A 16,418-nucleotide genomic window follows, 5' to 3' on the forward strand; every position below is an offset into this window, starting at 1 on the left:
GGGTCAGCGGGACGCGAGGAGATCCTGCATGGTTGCGATCTCCTCGGTCTGGGTCTGCACGATCGTGTTCGCCATGTCGATGGCGTCCGCGTTCTGGCCCTCGTCGACCTCGGTCTGCGCCATCTCCACGGCGCCCTCGTGGTGCATCATCATCTGCTCGAGGAACAGCGTCTCCGCCTCGGCGCCGGTCGCGCTCTCCAGCGAGGACATGTCTTCGTCGGACATCATCCCGTCCATGCTGTGATCCATGCCCGACATCGAGTCCTCAGCGCCCCACGCGCTGATCCACTCCTCGAGCTGCGCGATCTCCGGACCCTGCGCTTCCTTGATCTGGGTCGCGAGGTCGGTGACGTCGGTGCTGATGCCGTCCTTCGCGAGGATCATGTCGGCCATCTCCACCGCCTGCTCGTGGTGGGGCTTCATCATCTGCGCGAACATCACGTCCTGATCGTTGAAGTCCGCCTCCGCCGCAGCAGTCGAAGACGGCGACGCGGACGCGGACGAGGAGGAGCTGCTGTGGTCCATCCCCTCCATGCCGCCCGTGCCGGAGCTGTCCGAGCAGGCGGCCAGAGTAATTGCGGTCGCCAGAGCGAGAGTCGAGGCGAGAAGAGTGCGCTTGTTGTTCATGAGTGTCGTATCCGTTCAGTCGGTAGCAGGAATCGCCGGAACCGCGCCCTGCGGGCGGGGTGATGAGGTCGCAGCGGACGCTGCGACGACAGGCGAATCAGGTGCGACTGATCGACAACACCGTCAACGACGGCAGATACACATGGAACTTCGCGCGCGGAACGAGCAGCAGAAGACGCGGACCCGCGTCGAGCACGCGCGCGAACAGCGCCGGCACCCGGGCCAGGAGGATCAGGGACGCGAGGAAGAAGACGATGACGCACGTCGCCGCCATCAGAGCGCACCCCATCGCGCAACTGTCATCACACGGCACCATCGGCACGACCGCGCCCTGATCGGCGCCAGCCACGAGAGCCATCCCGCCTGTCGACGCAGCTACCGGGTCGGCGTGAGCATCGGTCTGCGCATGCGTGTGTCCTGCGGACACAGACGCGTCGGAATGGCTGCCCATCATCGAGTGCATCGCGAACACGCCCAGCAGCAGAGCCGCCAACGTCAGCACCACGACCACCGCGCGCATCAGCGGCGCGGACAGCTTAGAAACGACGCTGTCGCTCATGATCCACACCTCCGACACTGCTCGTCACTCGTCCGAGGGCATCAGAAGGGACGCCCATGCATACCCCCCTAGAGTATGCAGAAAGCAGCCGGAGCGGCTGAAAACCCCCTCCGTACCCGTCCGCCCCGCGCAGCAGCGGACGAGCTGCACCAGCACCCGGGGGATGAGGACACCGTGACCGAGCAGACGAGCGAGCAGACCGACATCACCGGCGCCCACGGCTACATCTCCGACAAGGACCAGTACCTCCGCCGCCTTCGCCGCATCGAGGGGCAGGCTCGCGGCCTGCAGAACATGGTTGAAGACGAGCAGTACTGCATCAAGATCCTCACCCAGATCTCCGCGATGACCAGCGCCCTCGAGTCCGTCGCGCTCGGTCTCCTGAACGACCACCTGAACCACTGCGTCCTCGAGGCCGCCGCAGCCGGCGGCGACGAAGCGAAGATCAAGCTGCAAGAAGCCTCCGACGCCATCGCGCGGCTCGTCCGCTCCTGACGTTCAAGTGCGCAACCCGCCCTGAATGACGCCGGCGGTCCTCGACGCAGCGGGATACCGGCGCCCTGGCTAAGCGTTCCCGCTTGTCCTTCGACGGCTTCACGGCAGTTCGATCCGCTGCGATCCGTGGGATGAGGCGAACGAACACGACCGCAGTAGCGCCGCAGCCTGGCGCAGGCGTGCCGAGGTGAGCGATGACATCGGCTATCGGGGCAGCAGTTCGGTTCGTAGGGTCGGACTTATGGAACCGTCTCGACAGCTACCCGCCATCGGCGCCCCGGCCTCCCGCGCGCTCGAGGAAGCGGGCGTGCACGATGCGGACGACCTGCGGCGGGTGGGCCTGGACCACCTCGCGACCCTCCATGGGGTAGGACCTAAGGCTCTCCGACTTCTCCAGCAGACCCTCGACGCCGACGCGCGCAAGCGGTGACAGCCGATCGATCGGGTGCTCTCCATGCACCCCGAGCATGTGTGTTCCTGCGACATGCTCGCGCCTTTGAGCTGTCCGGAGCGGCCCGTCCGGGCTGTTCTGCCGCCAGTGGTGGCGGGGGTCGCTGACATGATGACGGGGTGCTGATCGCGTACCTGGACGAGTCCTACACACAGGACTTCTACTTCATCGGCGCTGCCGTGACGACACAGGAGAAGTGGGAGCAGCTCGAGCACGGCTACGCCGCTCTCCGGGAGCAGATCGCCGCGGATCACGGGGTGCCGGCGGATGTCGAGTTTCACGGGCACGAGCTGATGGGCGGCGCCGGCGAGTGGGCTCCTCTGCGCGGGAAGCATCGTGAGGCGGCGGGCATCTACGCGGCCGCGCTGCGCATCGCGCAGGAGGCAGAAGTCCGCTACCTGTTCCGGGGCGTGGACGTGAAGCGCCTGAACGCCCGGTACCGGTACCCGGAGCAGCCGCACAAGATCGTGCTGCAGCACCTGCTCGAGCGGGTGAACGAGTACCGCCGTGACGTCTTCTCCTTCGATACCGAGGAGGTGATCGTCGTCGCCGACGAGATCGCGACGCAGGAGGAGCACCGGCGGCAGTTCGAGAGCTACCGGTCACTGGGCACGCCGGGCTACCTGACGAGCCGCCTTAACCTGATTTCCTCCCCGATCCAGTTCGCGTCCTCGAGGAACGCCGCCGGGGTGCAGGCGGCCGACCTCGCGATCTACCTGCACCGGCGTCGGCAGACGGTGACGGAGACGCACCCGAAGTCCGCGGCGACGATGACGCGCCTGGGCGCTCTGATCGACGCGTCGACGTCGCACGACCGGATCTGGACGCCTTAAAAACGAAGACCCCGCTAGGCGGGGTCTTCGGCTGGCAACGTTCCGGGAACCGGCCCGTTGTGACGATCACGATACACGCGGATCCTGGACGAGTCACGGCGTCACGGGCGCCGCCGCTCGATGAGGATCGTGTCGCGCCAGCGGCCAGCCTCCGGCCCGTACGTCATCTGCGCGATGCGCTCCCGGATGCCCACACGCCGGAATCCAGCGCGGTCGTGGAGGGCGAGACTGGCGGTGTTCTCGGGGAAGATGCTCGACTGGATCGTCCACAGGTCCGCGTCGTCCGCCGCGGCGATGAGCGCGGCCAGCAGCCTCGATCCGACGCCGCGGCCACGTGCAGCGGCGGCGATGTAGACGGAGTGCTCGACCACGCCCCGGTAGACGGGGCGGGCCGAGACCTTCGACAACGCGGCCCAGCCGAGGATCTGTTCTCCGTCGACGGCGACCAGGCGCCCGACGTCGAGCTTCCCCGCGTCGAACGCCTCCCGCGTGGGCGGTTCGGCCTCGAAGGTGGCGTGCCCGGTCGCGATCCCCTCGCGGTAGATCGTCTCGACCGCCGCCCAGTCTCCGGGGGTCATCGGCCGGATCGCGGTCATGAGCAGCAGCTCCCTCCGGCGGATCCGATGTCGGTGGAGCAGACGCCGGTTTCGGGGAGCACGAGCTGGACGCGCCGGGCGGCGGCGTGATCGCCGGCGAGTTCGTCCGCGATGGAGCGGACCTGCTCGTAGCCGGTGGCGAGCAGGAAGGTCGGCGCACGGCCGTACGACTTCATCCCGGCGATGAAGAAGTTCGGCTCGGGGTGGGCGAGTTCCGCGACGCCGTGGGGGTCGACGGTGCCGCAGGAGTGCAGGTTCGGGTCGATGAGCGAGGCGAGGGCGCGGGGTGCTTCCACGATCTCGTCCAGGGAGACGCGGATCTCGCGCAGCATGTCGAGGTCGGGCCGGAACCCGGTGGCCTGCACCACGACATCGACTTCCACGCTCTCGCGCTCCTTCCGGCGGCGCCCCATCACCGTGACGCCGCCGGAGGGGGTCTTCTCGAGGCGGTCGATTTCGAAGCGGTCCAGGAGGGTGATCGCGCCGTCGCGGACGAGCTGGTGGACGGTGCCGCCGAGCTTGCCGCGCTCCTCGAGCTCGTCGTCGCCGGAGCCGAAGACGCGCACCGGGCTCGTGCCGCGGATCGCCCACGTGATCCTCGTCTCCGGTTCCTCGCGGGCGAGTCGAGCGAGCTTGATCAGGGTGTTCGCGGCGGAGTGGCCGGCGCCGACGACGAGGACGCTTTTCCCGGCGAACCGGGCACGGTCCGCACCGAGCACGTCCGGCAGTGCGTGGCTGAGGTGCTCCGCGACATCAAGGACACCGATTGGGTCAAGGCCCGCGGAGGCGAGCGCGTTGGGCGTGGAGTAGGTGCCGGAGGTGTCGATGACCGCGCGCGCGGTGACGTCGACGGCGCCCTCCGGAGTGTCCAGGCGCAGCAGGAACGGGGTCGCAGCGCGGCCGGTGGAGCGGGTGCGATCCATGCCCTCACGAGAGACGGCGGTGACACGGGAGCGGTAGCGGATGACCGGGGCGAGCTCCGGGGTCGCGGCGAGAGGAGCGAGGTAGTCGCGGACGAACTCGTGCCCGGTGGGCAGCTTCTTCGCTGCGGGGGCCTCCCAGCCGGCGGCGTCGAGCAGGCGCCCGGCGGCCGCGTCGACCAGGAACTCCCACGGGGAGAACAAGCGAGTGTGACCCCACTGCTGCACAGCGGCACCTGCGCTCTCACCCGCCTCGTAGACGATGACGTCGAGGCCGCGCTCGAGCAGCTGCGCGGCGGCGGCGAGACCCACGGGGCCGGCGCCGATGACGGCGACGGGCAGGCCGGTGAGGCGGCGCTCGTCGGTGCGGGGCGGGACGGTCAGCAGCAGGGTCATCAGGTGCACTCCTCAACATCGACGGTCATCGATGGATCGAGTCTGCCCCGGCATATCGATGGCTGTCAATGTGTGGGAGGGTGGAGGCATGGCGACGACCGAGCTGACTCTCACCGCGGCGGCGGCCGCGTGCTGCGCGCCGCTCGCGCGCGAGCCGCTGAGCGCCGAGGGCGCGGAGCTGCTGGCGCGAGCGTTGAAGGCGATGGCGGATCCGGCGAGGCTCCGCCTGGTGTCGATCGTGGCGTCGAGCAGCTCGGGCGAGGTGTGCGTGTGCGACTTCACGGAGCCGGTCGGGCTGAGTCAGCCGACCGTGTCGCACCACTTGAAGATCCTCGTGGACGCCGGGATCCTGGCCCGCGAGAAGCGCGGCACGTGGGCGTACTTCTCCCTCGTCCCCGGCGCGCTCGACTCCCTCGCCGGGATGCTCACCCGCGTCTGATCAGGCGGCCGTGACCCTCGCCGCGAGAGCGTCGACGCGCGCGGCGAGCTCGTCGTAGGCCGCATCGAACGCGGCATCCGTGCCGGCAGGTACCGGGTCGGGGATCGACCAGTGCAGCGCGTCCGAGCCGAGTTCCTCGTGCGCGGCGTCGCAGACGGTGATCACGAGGTCTGTGTCGGCGGCGACGTCCGCGAGCTGCTGCGGGGCTCCTTCGGGTAGCGGGAGGCCGTGGCGTTCGGCGGTCGCAATCGCTCCGGCGGCCACCGCGGCGGCCGGGTGGGTGCCGGCGGAGGCGACGGGGATGGGGCTGCGCTGCGCCCAGAGCTGCGCGGCGAGCTTGGAGCGGGCGGAGTTCGCGGTGCACACGAACAGCACTCGCCGCGCTGCGGCGGTGGTCGAGGGCCCGAGCTGGTCGAACGCCCCGGGGATCAGATGGACGTAGCTGCGGCGCCGGTCCGCCTCCGAGCGGCGACGGAGGATCATGCCTTCGCGCTCGAGGACGGCGAGGTGGTGCGCGACGAGGTTCGAGGGCATCCCAAGACGGTCCTGCAGCTCCCGCGGCGCGAGGTCTCCGAGGGTGAGCAGGTCGGTGATCCGCAGGCGCGCGGGGTCGCTGAGGGCGGCGTGCCGGGCGGCGCGCGCTTCGAGTTCGGTTCGCTCGGTGTTCATTGACTCAATCTTGACTGAGTGATCGTGAGCGGTCAAGATGGCCGACGACATGGACACCACTTCCCCTCCTCCGCTCGCTCGTCGGGCCGTGGCCGAGTTCCTCGGCACCGGTCTGCTCGTGGCGATCGTCGTCGGCTCCGGCATCGCCGCTCAGACGCTCTCCCCGGACGACGTCGGTCTGCAACTGCTGGAGAACTCCCTCGCGACCGCGCTGGGGCTGGCGGTGCTGATCCTCACTCTCGGCCCGGTGTCGGGGGCGCACTTCAATCCGCTCGTCTCCGCCGTGGACGCGGTCCTCGGTCGTCGCGACCGCACCGGCCTGCTGGGGCGGGAGCTGGCGGTGTTCGTGGGCGCGCAGCTGCTCGGAGGCATCGGCGGCGCGGTCCTCGCGAATGCGATGTTCGAAATCCCGTCCTCGATCGCGACGACGGAGCGGGTCACTGCCGGGCACCTGCTCGGGGAGGTCGTCGCCACCGCGGGCCTGGTCCTCGTGATCCTCTCCCTCGCCCGTACGCACCGAGGCCCGCTCGCGGCGGCCGCGGTCGGCGCGTACATCGGTGCCGCGTACTGGTTCACGTCCTCGACCTCGTTCGCGAATCCCGCCGTGACTCTCGGCCGCGTCTTCACCGACACCTTCGCCGGCATCGCCCCCGCCTCCGTCCTGCCGTTCGTCGCTGCGCAGCTCGTCGGCGCCGCGATCGGCGTCGGCATCGCCGTGTTCCTCTTCCCGGGCGCCGCCCGGGCCGCCGGGGACCTTGTGGTCCCGGCCACCTCGACCTCTTCACACGTCTGATTCGAAAGGCCCATCTGATGCATCTCGTCGCTATCGGCGGCAGCGACGCGGGGATCTCCGCCGCGCTGCGCGCCCGCGAGCTCGACCCGTCCGTCGACGTGACCGTCGTCGTCGCCGACTCGTACCCGAACTTCTCCATCTGCGGGATCCCGTACTACTTCTCCCGCGAGGTGCAGCCATGGCAGTCGCTTGCGCACCGCAGCCACGCCGATCTCGAAGCCACCGGCATGACCCTGCGCCTGGACACCTTCGCGACGGACATCGACGTCGCCGGGCAGCAGCTCACCGTCCGCACCCCCGACTGCTCGCTCGACCGGATCGGGTACGACGAGCTGATCGTCGGCACCGGCGCCCTCGCCTCCTCCGCCGGCATCGCGGGAGTGGACGCACTGGGGCCGGAGGACGGAGTGCACGTGCTGCACTCGATGGGCGACACCTTCGCGCTCGAGCGGTTCCTCGACAGTCGAGACCCGCAGACCGCGATCATCGTCGGCGCCGGCTACGTCGGCCTCGAGATGGCCGAAGCCCTCACCGTCCGCGGCCTCCGAGTCACCCAGCTCCAGCGCGGCCCGGAAGTGCTCTCCACCCTCGACCCCGAACTCGGCGCCCTCGTCCACACCGAACTGACCGAGCGCGGCGTCGAGGTTCTCACCCGCACCACCGTCGCCTCGATCGAGAAGACCGCCACCGGCCTCGCCGTGCACGCCGACCACGACGGCACACCTCTCACCCGCACCGCTGACGTCGTCCTCCTCGTCGTCGGCGTGAAGCCGAACACCGACCTGCTCGCCCGCGCCGGAGCGTCTCTCGGCGCCGGCCGCGCGGTCGTCGTCGACGAGGCGATGCGCACGGGCCTGCCGCACGTGTTCGCGGCAGGCGACGGAGTGACCACGCACCACCGTCTGCTCGGCAGCACCTACCTGCCGCTGGGCACCACGGCCCACAAGCAGGGACGGGTGGCCGGCGAGAACGCTCTCGGCGGCGATGCCCGGTTCGCCGGCTCGGTCGGCACGCAGGTCGTGAAGGTCTTCGACCTCGTCGCCTCCCGCACCGGCCTTCGCGAGCACGAGGCCCTCGCCGCGGGCTTCGCGCCGGCGACGACGAGCGCGGTCGCGGACGACCACAAGCGCTACTACCCGGGCGCGCAGCCCATCACGATCCGCATCACCGGCGACACCCGCGACGGACGTCTGCTCGGCGCGCAGCTCGTCGGACGCCTCGGCACCGAGACCGCCAAGCGCGTCGACACGTACGCGACCGCCCTGTTCGCCGGGCTCACCGTCGAGCAGGTCTCCGACCTCGACCTCTCCTACACACCCCCGCTCGGCTCCCCCTGGGACGCCGTGCAGATCGCCACCCAGACCTGGACCCGCACCACCACCGGAAGCAGCATCCCCGCATGACCGAGAAGCCCACCGTCCTCTTCCTCTGCCAGCACAACGCCGGCCGCTCCCAACTCGGCGCAGGCCTGCTCGAAGTCCTCGCCGGCGACCGCTACACCGCCACCTCCGCCGGTCTCTCCCCCGCCGAGACGGTGAACCCCGCGATCGCTGCGACCGTCGCCGAGCTCGGCCTCGACATCAGGAACCACATCCCCCGCGCCGTCACCGTCGAGGACCTCGAGAACGCGGACATCGTCATCACCATGAAGCCCGGCCTCACCCTCCCCGCAACGCCGACCGGCCGATTCCTGGAGTGGAAGTTCCCCGACCCGACCGACTGGAGCACCGAGAACGTCCGCCCCCTCCGCGAGGCCGTCGCCGCCCGGATCCAGACCGAACTCCTCACCTAGACGCGTCAGGCGGCCGCAAGGGCGATGGTGGGTCTGCTCCTCGATGGCGACTCTGGACCGTGCTGCAGAAGCGGGGTGACGGGATCGTTCGGCCGGGGCGGGGTGGGGTTGAAGGTCGTCTGGTCACGGAAGATCGCCCAGATGACGTTCATACGGCGCCGGGCGAGAGCGATCAGAGCCTGCTTGTGCGACTTCCCCTCCTGGCGTTTCCGATCGTAGAACGAGCGCGAGACCGGGCAGTTCCTCGACGCGATGAACGCCGCCTGGAAGCAGGCGTTCAACAGCCGCCGGTCATAGCGACGTGGCCGGTGATGGTTGCCGGAGATCTTCCCGGAGTCCCGCGGCACGGGAGCGAGACCCGCGAAGCTGGCCAACCGGTCGGGCGTCTCGAACGCGGCGAGGTCAGTACCGGTCGCGGCAAGGAAATCCGCGGCGAGCCTGCGCCCGAACCCAGGAATCGACACCAGAAGATCCGCGGATCTGCTGTCCTGCAAAGCGGCTTCGATCTCCCCGTCGAGCTCGGCGACCTCGTCGCGGATGCGGAGGAGATCACGCGCGGACCGGCTCACCAGCCGAGCCGCTGCCCCCTCCCCCACGACGACCGATGTCTGCTCGCGCGCGGCTTCCACCGCCGTCTTCGCGACCGCCGCGGATTTCCAGCAGCCCTGTCCCTTCAACCACGCCGCCAGCCGGCTCTCCCCCATGCGCCGGATCGCACCGGGGGTCGCGTACCGGGTGAGCAGCACCAGAGGTCCCCTGGTCGTCGCGTAGTTGAATGCCCCCTCGAGCGACGGAAAGTAGTGGACCAGGATGGCGCGCAGGCGATTCACGGCGCGGGTGCGATCGTGCACCAGGTCTTCTCGTCGCGCCGAGAGCAGGCGCAGTTCCGCCGTGACCTCGTCGGCCTGGCGCATCAGCGTCACGTCTCGCCGGGTCCGCGCTTGGTCGGCGATGATGACCGCGTCCTTCGCGTCTGTTTTGGCTTCGCCGCGGTAGGCGCCCGAGGCGTGATGCACGACGCGGCCTGAGATGTAGAACAGCGGCTGCGCATGCGAGTGCAGGAGCGTCTGCAGCAGCCCTGTCCCGCCGTGGTTGAGGTCCGTTGCCCAGGCGACGTCGGTGCCGCCTGGCAGGGAGGCGACGTCTCCCATCAGGGTCAGGATCGCCGTTTCTCGGTTCTTGAACCGTTGGGAGAGCAGCTTGGTTCCGTTGGCGTCGATGACGACGCAGTGGTGTTCGGTCTTGCCGGCGTCGATACCGGCCCAGAGTTGGGGCACGCAGGGTCCTTCCGTTGAGGGTGCGGTGCGCCGTGAACGACCTTGCCGGCATGTCCTTACGGGGCGATCTGGTCGCGTTTCTCAATGAGCGGTCCTGCCGTTGCGGGGTCCCGGGCGGCTAATCACGGCGTGCCATCAGTCGGCTGAAGGCGGTCAGCCATACCCGGGACCCCTGGCGCGTTCCGGAGCCTACAACTGCCCCGGATCCACGGAAATAACGGTAAGGAAGGTGGTCGAGGAGAAGCGTCCTGATGGCGATTACACGATCTCCACCTATGAGGACGGATCCGTCAGTGTCGTCCGCATCGGAGGAGAAGGCGCCGACGTGAAGACGCGCGGCATCAGCGAGTGCTCCGTGAGCGGGTCCGCGCGGAACGGCTGCAAGATCGACACCTGGGTCGGACTGGTGAGCATGAGCTTCTACACCTCCTACAACCTGTCGAGCAACACGGTGACCGCCAACCCGTGGGGCCCGGCCTGGACGATCGGGGGAGCCTGTGGCTCGTCGCTCAACTACCTCGGCCGACCGCTCGCCAACCGCGCGCAGATGCTCATCAACGCGCAGATGTGCGGCGTCCCCTACAACACGACCTTCGAGTTGCGCCTGACGGTCTCCGGAGGAGCCGCGACGGTGAGCTGGAGCTGACGAGCAGAGCTCATCCGGCTCACTCCAACGCGCTGTGCGCCCGCCGCGTCCTCACGAAGCGGGCGCACAGTCGCGTCCCGAGAACAAGGCTGGTGCCACCCCCGACCAGCCACGCACCAGCCAGGACCGTCCACGTCGTCATACCGGAACTCGGCATCGCCGACAGCCAGTAGTAGAGCCCGATCGCCCCGCCGACCACCACGGCAGCGACGACGGGGATCACCAGCGCCCCCCTCTTCTCCGAGACGGTCCAGGACGAGCAGAGGAGAATCGCGACGGCGCCGAGGAGCCAGCCGAATCCGGGAATCACCAGCCAGCCGAAGGCGAAGACCAGCGAGGCGACGACGGCGAACCAGGGGCGGTCGAAGATCGACCCGCCGCCCCCAGCGAGCGATCCGCCGGCGGCCTGCGCGATCCGAGAGGGACTTCCCAGTTCAGCGATCCGCTCACGGGCGGCATCGTCGTCGAGGCCGTCCAGCTCTTCGCCGATCCCGCTCCAGATCTCACTCCGGAGGTCGGCGGGCACGCCGGACAATGCGATCCTCAGCTCCTCGAGGTAGCGCGCCGCCGCCGGCGATGTCGTCGTGCTCATGACGTTCCCCTTCCGATCGTCTCGTTCACCTGCCCGACGAAGGACGGCCACTCCGCCCTGAACCGCCCGAGCTCGACCTTCCCCACGTCGGTCAACGAGTAGTACTTCCGAGCCGGACCCTGCGTACTCGGGACGACGACTGCGGTGATCGAGCCTCGGTCCCGCAGCCGACCCAGGAGTGGGTACAGGGTGCCGATGCTCCCGATCACACCGACCTCCTGCAAGCGCGTGGACAGTTCCCACCCGTACATGGGAACGGTGTCGAGCAGCCCCAGGATGCAGAACTCGGCTACGCCCTTTCGAAGCTGTGCCCCGACTCCATCTATCATGCGTGACAGCATACGCGTATGCCCGGAGTGGCGCCATACGACCGCGACGTCGGCGCGGTCGAGCCGAGCCCCGTCTGACCTCGGCACCGAGAGCGCCGCGACACTCCCGCGCAGCCGACGATCCATCCGGTCGCCCCGACGCGGTCAGTGGCGCAGAGGTTCCGCTCCCCGGCAACGTCCGCCGTGCCGATGGCCGGCAGGGGAGGAGCCGGATCGACGACCACGTCGCCTCCCTCCCCGCGGTCGACCGCGTCTTCCTGGTCGGCGCGGGCGGATCGCTGATGGGCGTCCAGGCCGCTCAGTACCTGCTCGACACGGCCGCGATCACGCCCGCCGCCTCCTACAACTCGGACGAGTTCTTCTTCCGCGCGCCCGCCTCGGTCGGCCCCGGCGCCCTCGTCGTCGTGCTCTCGGGCACCGGCGAGACCCCCGAGACCGTGCGGGCCGGCGAGTGGGCGCAGGAGCGCGGCGCCACCGTGGTCGGAGTGACCCTCAAGCAGGAGGGACCGCTCGCGCTCGCCCTCGACGCCGCCTTCGTCGCGCAGACCGGTCAGGGCACGCAGCTCGTGCTGCAGCTGCTCGCGCTCGCGGTCCTTCGCCGCGACGGGGTGGACGTGACGGATCGGCTCGAGGCGCTGCGCGCCCTGCCGTCCGCGATGGTCGCCACGGTCGCCGCCTTCGAGCCGAGGGCCGAGGAGCTGGCCGCCGCGATGAAGGACGTCCCTGTGACCTACCTCGTCACCTCCGGGTCGCTCATGGGCCCCGGTCAGACCTTCACCACCTGCTACCTGCAGGAGATGCAGTGGATGCACGCCGCGACGATCAACACGGACGAGTTCTTCCAGGGCCCCTTCGAGGTCTTCGACGGCGAGACGCAGAGCCTCGTCTTCCTCGCCGAGGACGCGACGCGGCCGATGGGCGAGCGCGCCCGGAACTTCCTCGACCAGTACAGCGGGACGACCCACTACGTCGACTCCCGCGACCTCGAGCTGCCCGGCATCGCGGCGCCCCAGCGCGCCTTCGTCGCACCGCTCGTGTACTCGACGCTGGTCTCCCGGCTCGCCGCCCACTGGGCCGCGGTCCGGGGCTACGCGCTGGAGGGGCGCCGCTACATGTGGCAGTTCGCCTACTGAGCAGCACCGGGACCGGGAGGCGGGGGCGACTGCGGTCGCCCCCGCGCCCCGCCCTCCGCTCACCCCGCGACTGTCAGTGACACCTCGACCGCCACGTCCTCCGTCCCCTCCCCCAGTACCGTCTGCCTCACCTCGACCGCGTCGAGCCGGAGGCCGCGGTCTCCGGCGGCGTCGAAGAGCGCGACGATCGCCGGATGCAGGGTCCCCTCGGGCAGTTCCTCCCCGTCGCGGGGGCGCCAGGTGGCGACCAGCTCGGTGCGCCCCGGGAGGATCGCGGCGAGACCGGCGAGGTCGCCCTCCGCCTCCGCCGACGTCGGCCAGCAGCAGACGAGCTCCGCCGAACCCGGCTCGCCCGCGCGGAGCGCCGTCCAGAAACGTCCCGTCGGCCCGAGCCCTGCCGCGTGCACTCGGGTGGCGAGCGCGCCGAAGATCTCGTTCGCCTCGTCGTCGCCCGGCCCGTCGGCCTCGTCCAGGGCGATCGTGAGGACCTGGCCGACGTACGGCTGCGCCGGCATCGTCCGCTCGGCGACCTCGACCGGCACGGCGAGCGCCCGCAGCGCCACCTCGGCGGCCTCGAACGCCCGGTCCTCCTGCTCCCGCTCCGCGAGCACGCGCTCCCTGTGCGCCTGCAGCGCCTCCGCCGCGGTGCCGGCTCGAGTCGCCGCCGCGACCTCGGGCAGCGGCACCCCCGCGCTCCGGAGGGCGCTGATCACGACTCCGACCCGGACCTGGGCGTCGGCGTACCGGCGGTACGACGACCGCTCGTCGACCTCCGCCGGGACCAGCACGCCCTTCTCGTCGTAGTGCCGGAGCGCCTTCACGCTCAGACCCGTCACGCCTGCGTACTCCCCGATGCCCAACATGCCTCCAGCATCCCGTCTCCCCCGGCGGGAGGGTCAACGAGCGGGAGGGTCAATGGGCGGCAAGGTCGACCGTCCCGCTGGTCGACCGGCGGGACGGGTCGACCGGCGGGACGGCTAGCAGCGGAGCCGGGCGGGAGGCGACGCGACCGGCGTCGGCGGACCCGACCCCGCATCACGTCAGGCGCCGACCCCTCAGCCCTTGCGCCTCACCGCGCGCTCACCAGCCCACGGGCCCCGCGCTCCCCGCCTCGTACTCGTCCAGCGGAGCGTCGCCCGCGGCCCAGGCGGAGAGCACCGGAGTGATGATGCGCCAGCACTGCTCGGCCACGTCGCCCGGGACCGAGAGCAGGGTGTCGCCCTGCAGGATCCCGGCGAGGACCTGCGCGTAGGGGTCGAGCGTGGCCGCGCCGGGCTGCGCCGTCAGGGTGGTTCGCTCGAGGTCGGTCAGCTCGTCGGCGCTGTTCACGACCAGGTCGAGGCTGACGTCGCCGCCCTTGAGGCCGATCCGGAGGACCGTCCCGGCGTCGCCCTCGGCCGCCTGCAGGCCGCGCGGGGGCGTGGCGGCGCGGAAGTGGATCGCCACCTCCCGGCGCGGGTCGCCGATCGCCTTGCCGGAGCGGAGGACGAAGGGGACGCCCGCCCAGCGCGGAGTGTCGACCTGGAGCAGCAGCTGCGCGAGGGTCTCGGTGCCGGTCTCGGGGTCGACGTCGGGCTCGTCGACGTAGGAGGGGAAGAAGCGGCCGTCGACGCGGCCCTCGGTGTAGCGGGCGCGGCGGGCGGAGGAGGGGTCGTCGCGCCAGAGCCGCACGGCGCCGAGCACCTCGGCCATGCGCGCGTGGACCTCGTCGGGCGCGACCTCGTCGGGGCGCTCCATCGTGGTCAGCGCGAGCACCATCAGGAGGTGGCTCTGCAGCATGTCGCGCAGCGCGCCGGTCTTCTCGTAGAAGGCGGCGCGGCCCTCGATGCCGAGCGTCTCGTCGTAGACGATCTCGACCTTCTCGATCCACTCGGCGCTCCAGCTCGCCTCGAGCAGGCTGTTGCCGAAGCGCAGGCCCAGCATCCCCAGCACGGTCGCGTTGCCGAGGAAGTGGTCGATGCGCCAGAGGCGGCTCTCGGGGAGGACCTTCGCGAACGCCGCGTTGAGGGCGATCGCGTCGTCGAGGTCCTCGCCGAACGGCTTCTCGATGGCGACGACCAGCTCCTCGGGGAGGTCGAGCTCGGCGAGCGAGGCGGCGACCTTGTGCCCCATCGCCGGCGGCAGGGCGACGTAGAGCACCGGAGTCGACGGGCAGGCGTCGAGGAGGGCCTTCAGCTGCTCCGGGTCGGAGGCGTCGGTGGCGACGAAGCGCGCGCGCGACGCGAGCGCCTCGACCGTGTGCGCGGCGACTCCGGCCGCCTCGAGGCTGCGACGGACGAGGCCCTGCCACTCCTCGTCGGTCTGGGGCGTGCGCGCCGCCCCGATCAGCGTGAGCTCGAGGTCGCGCGCGAGCTCGGCCACCCGGCCCAGGCCCGGCAGCAGCAGCCGCTCGGTGAGGTCGCCGCCCGCTCCGAGGATCGCGATGCTCCGCTGCTCGCTCCCCAGCGCCGCGGCCTCGGGGATTCCGATCTGCTCCGTCATGGTGTCTCCCTCGTAGCCGTCGTGAGTCAGCGGCCACAGTACGCGCCGGGCCCTGGCGCGAGGCCGGGAGCCGGGAGGGGTTGAGGAAGCGGGCGCGGAGTGGCAGGGCCGCGCGGTCGGGAGCGAGAGAGCTGCCCGACCTCCGCTGAGAGGCGGCCCGCCGTGTCGGGGCGGGGAGCCCCTTCTCAGCCGACGTCGGCGCGCGACCCGCGGACGCCCGGCCCGCCGCAGCCGTTCCGCACAGCACGTGATCCCCCTCCAGTGCTCGTCCGGCGGTACCCTGCCCGCATGCGCCTGCGCCAGGTCGTCCTCGACACGGAGGACGCCCGCGCCCTCTCCGCCTTCTACCTCGCCCTGCTCGGCGGCGAGTACCGCCCCGGCGACGAGCCGCCCGCGGACGGCTCCGACGACGAGGCGGAGTGGGTCGCGATCGTCACCGCCGACGGCGCGAAGCTCACGTTCCAGCGGGTGGCCGCCCTGCCGCGCGCGACCGGGCCGGAGGGGCCCGTCCCGCAGCAGCTGCACCTCGACTTCATGGTCGCGGACGCCGACGAGCTCGACCGGCAGAAGACCCGGGCGCTCACCCTCGGCGCCGAGCTGATCGAGGACAGGAGCGACGACCCGGAGGAGGCGCTCCACGTCCTCGCCGATCCGGCCGGCCACCCGTTCTGCGTCTTCGTCGCGCCCGACTACCCGGCGGAGTAGGGGCGCGCGGCTTCAGCGAGCCGCACGCGTCGGATCACATGCCGGTGATCGTGACCGTCGTCGTCGCGGCGATCACCGCGGCTCCCGTGACGCTCGCGGCGGTTCCCGCGAGGACGGCGGCGGCCGCCGGCCCTGCCCAGTGCTGCGCCGCGAGCGACCTGATCGCCTGCCGGTCCGGAATGCCGGGCCTCGGCGAGAGCGCTCCGGCCGCGTCGAGCAGGCCGATGAGCGCCGCGTCCGACGGAAGGGGCGCCGTCCGAGCCGCGAGGACCTCGGCGACCCGGATCCGCAGCCGCTCGTCCTCCGCCGGCTCCACGGCGGCGACCCGCTCGAGGAGGGCGGCATGCAGCTCCCTCCGAGTGAGGCGGGCGATCCACCAGGACACGCTGCGCGGTGCTCGCTCCGCTGCGATCCACCCGAGTGCCCCGTCGAGCACGGCGTCCCCGAGCGCGGACCGCTCCGGCCCGAGGGCGACGGCTCCGGCGTCCACCTCGACGCGCCGCTGGAGGGAGAGCTCCGCGAGGACGGAGGCGGCCAGGACGGTGTCGAGAGCGCCCGACGAAGCCGCGGGCCGCCCGTCGCTCCGCCGCAGCAGGAGGAGGAGAGCGACGGGGATGGGCGGCTGCCCGGCTCCGGGGGGCGCAACGGCCGGCGGGGTGGTGGGAGAGGGCATTTCCGAGGAGTT

General features: G+C 70.9%; 20 protein-coding genes. 9 read left to right on the forward strand and 11 right to left on the reverse strand.

Going from position 1 to position 16,418, the window contains the following annotated elements; genetic code table 11:
- Positions 1 to 3 precede the first annotated feature (3 nt).
- Both C5C63_RS03395 and C5C63_RS03400 read right to left on the reverse strand, forming a co-directional pair.
- Complete coding sequence (locus C5C63_RS03395; protein ID WP_104257772.1) at positions 4 to 627, reverse strand: DUF305 domain-containing protein; 624 nt, start codon at positions 625 to 627, stop codon at positions 4 to 6.
- Positions 628 to 724: 97 nt separating this feature from the next.
- Positions 725 to 1,186 carry a hypothetical protein gene (locus C5C63_RS03400; RefSeq protein WP_146078443.1) on the reverse strand — a complete coding sequence of 154 codons (462 nt, stop codon included), beginning with the start codon at positions 1,184 to 1,186 and terminating at the stop codon, positions 725 to 727.
- Positions 1,187 to 1,360: 174 nt separating this feature from the next.
- Here C5C63_RS03400 and C5C63_RS03405 point away from each other — a divergent pair, with 174 nt between their 5' ends.
- Together C5C63_RS03405 and C5C63_RS03415 are read left to right on the forward strand one after the other, a co-directional pair.
- Positions 1,361 to 1,681, forward strand: a complete 321-nt coding sequence (locus tag C5C63_RS03405; RefSeq protein ID WP_055794478.1) for a metal-sensitive transcriptional regulator — start codon at positions 1,361 to 1,363, stop codon at positions 1,679 to 1,681.
- 570 nt (positions 1,682 to 2,251) lie between these two features.
- Positions 2,252 to 2,965 (forward strand): DUF3800 domain-containing protein, encoded by a 714-nt coding sequence (locus C5C63_RS03415; RefSeq protein ID WP_055794482.1) that lies wholly within the window; start codon positions 2,252 to 2,254, stop codon positions 2,963 to 2,965.
- A gap of 101 nt (positions 2,966 to 3,066) precedes the next feature.
- Here C5C63_RS03415 and C5C63_RS03420 read toward each other — a convergent pair whose 3' ends face one another.
- Both C5C63_RS03420 and C5C63_RS03425 read right to left on the reverse strand, forming a co-directional pair.
- Positions 3,067 to 3,561 (reverse strand): GNAT family N-acetyltransferase, encoded by a 495-nt coding sequence (locus tag C5C63_RS03420; protein ID WP_055794483.1) that lies wholly within the window; start codon positions 3,559 to 3,561, stop codon positions 3,067 to 3,069.
- Positions 3,558 to 4,877 carry an FAD-dependent oxidoreductase gene (locus C5C63_RS03425; RefSeq protein WP_055794485.1) on the reverse strand — a complete coding sequence of 440 codons (1,320 nt, stop codon included), beginning with the start codon at positions 4,875 to 4,877 and terminating at the stop codon, positions 3,558 to 3,560. Before C5C63_RS03425 ends, C5C63_RS03420 begins: the two co-directional genes overlap by 4 nt.
- An 88-nt stretch (positions 4,878 to 4,965) precedes the next feature.
- Between C5C63_RS03425 and C5C63_RS03430 the strand changes: the two genes are divergently transcribed.
- Positions 4,966 to 5,316, forward strand: coding sequence for a helix-turn-helix transcriptional regulator (locus C5C63_RS03430; RefSeq protein ID WP_055794488.1), 351 nt, complete (start codon positions 4,966 to 4,968; stop codon positions 5,314 to 5,316).
- Here C5C63_RS03430 and C5C63_RS03435 read toward each other — a convergent pair whose 3' ends face one another.
- Positions 5,317 to 5,985 carry a helix-turn-helix domain-containing protein gene (locus C5C63_RS03435; protein ID WP_055794490.1) on the reverse strand — a complete coding sequence of 223 codons (669 nt, stop codon included), beginning with the start codon at positions 5,983 to 5,985 and terminating at the stop codon, positions 5,317 to 5,319.
- Positions 5,986 to 6,034: 49 nt separating this feature from the next.
- On the opposite strand from C5C63_RS03435, the gene C5C63_RS03440 reads away from it, so the two are divergent.
- The 3 genes from C5C63_RS03440 to C5C63_RS03450 are packed head-to-tail and all read left to right on the forward strand — an operon-like array spanning position 6,035 to position 8,570.
- Positions 6,035 to 6,778, forward strand: a complete 744-nt coding sequence (locus tag C5C63_RS03440; RefSeq protein ID WP_181028834.1) for an MIP/aquaporin family protein — start codon at positions 6,035 to 6,037, stop codon at positions 6,776 to 6,778.
- 17 nt (positions 6,779 to 6,795) lie between these two features.
- On the forward strand, positions 6,796 to 8,181 hold the full coding sequence (locus tag C5C63_RS03445) for an FAD-dependent oxidoreductase (RefSeq protein ID WP_055794493.1): 1,386 nt from the start codon (positions 6,796 to 6,798) through the stop codon (positions 8,179 to 8,181).
- Complete coding sequence (locus C5C63_RS03450; RefSeq protein WP_055794495.1) at positions 8,178 to 8,570, forward strand: low molecular weight phosphatase family protein; 393 nt, start codon at positions 8,178 to 8,180, stop codon at positions 8,568 to 8,570. The genes C5C63_RS03445 and C5C63_RS03450 overlap by 4 nt, the downstream gene beginning before the upstream one ends.
- Positions 8,571 to 8,575: 5 nt before the next feature.
- Here C5C63_RS03450 and C5C63_RS03455 read toward each other — a convergent pair whose 3' ends face one another.
- The gene (locus C5C63_RS03455; protein WP_235577278.1) at positions 8,576 to 9,847 is read right to left on the reverse strand and encodes an IS110 family transposase; all 1,272 of its coding nucleotides are present in this window, start codon (positions 9,845 to 9,847) and stop codon (positions 8,576 to 8,578) included.
- Positions 9,848 to 10,076: 229 nt separating this feature from the next.
- Here C5C63_RS03455 and C5C63_RS03460 point away from each other — a divergent pair, with 229 nt between their 5' ends.
- Positions 10,077 to 10,493: a hypothetical protein gene (locus C5C63_RS03460; RefSeq protein WP_104257773.1), complete on the forward strand. Its 417-nt coding sequence runs from the start codon at positions 10,077 to 10,079 to the stop codon at positions 10,491 to 10,493.
- Positions 10,494 to 10,512: 19 nt separating this feature from the next.
- On the opposite strand, the gene C5C63_RS03465 is transcribed toward C5C63_RS03460, so the two are convergent.
- Complete coding sequence (locus C5C63_RS03465; RefSeq protein WP_104257774.1) at positions 10,513 to 11,085, reverse strand: hypothetical protein; 573 nt, start codon at positions 11,083 to 11,085, stop codon at positions 10,513 to 10,515.
- A complete protein-coding gene (locus C5C63_RS03470; RefSeq protein ID WP_104223999.1) occupies positions 11,082 to 11,414 on the reverse strand; it encodes a PadR family transcriptional regulator in 333 nt (110 codons plus the stop codon). Before C5C63_RS03470 ends, C5C63_RS03465 begins: the two co-directional genes overlap by 4 nt.
- Before the next feature lie 2 nt (positions 11,415 to 11,416).
- On the opposite strand from C5C63_RS03470, the gene C5C63_RS03475 reads away from it, so the two are divergent.
- Complete coding sequence (locus tag C5C63_RS03475) at positions 11,417 to 12,547, forward strand: SIS domain-containing protein (protein ID WP_258062843.1); 1,131 nt, start codon at positions 11,417 to 11,419, stop codon at positions 12,545 to 12,547.
- 59 nt (positions 12,548 to 12,606) lie between these two features.
- On the opposite strand, the gene C5C63_RS03480 is transcribed toward C5C63_RS03475, so the two are convergent.
- Together C5C63_RS03480 and C5C63_RS03485 are read right to left on the reverse strand one after the other, a co-directional pair.
- Positions 12,607 to 13,410, reverse strand: coding sequence for a MerR family transcriptional regulator (locus C5C63_RS03480; protein ID WP_104295100.1), 804 nt, complete (start codon positions 13,408 to 13,410; stop codon positions 12,607 to 12,609).
- A gap of 217 nt (positions 13,411 to 13,627) precedes the next feature.
- A complete protein-coding gene (locus tag C5C63_RS03485; protein ID WP_104257777.1) occupies positions 13,628 to 15,028 on the reverse strand; it encodes a glucose-6-phosphate dehydrogenase in 1,401 nt (466 codons plus the stop codon).
- Between the two features lie 288 nt (positions 15,029 to 15,316).
- On the opposite strand from C5C63_RS03485, the gene C5C63_RS03490 reads away from it, so the two are divergent.
- Positions 15,317 to 15,733 carry a VOC family protein gene (locus C5C63_RS03490; protein ID WP_104257802.1) on the forward strand — a complete coding sequence of 139 codons (417 nt, stop codon included), beginning with the start codon at positions 15,317 to 15,319 and terminating at the stop codon, positions 15,731 to 15,733.
- Between the two features lie 34 nt (positions 15,734 to 15,767).
- On the opposite strand, the gene C5C63_RS03495 is transcribed toward C5C63_RS03490, so the two are convergent.
- Positions 15,768 to 16,406, reverse strand: coding sequence for a GPP34 family phosphoprotein (locus C5C63_RS03495; RefSeq protein ID WP_181110547.1), 639 nt, complete (start codon positions 16,404 to 16,406; stop codon positions 15,768 to 15,770).
- Positions 16,407 to 16,418 lie beyond the last annotated feature (12 nt).

Origin of the sequence: Rathayibacter sp. AY1B8, assembly GCF_002932775.1 — a bacterium.
Taxonomy (GTDB): Bacteria; Actinomycetota; Actinomycetes; order Actinomycetales; family Microbacteriaceae; genus Rathayibacter.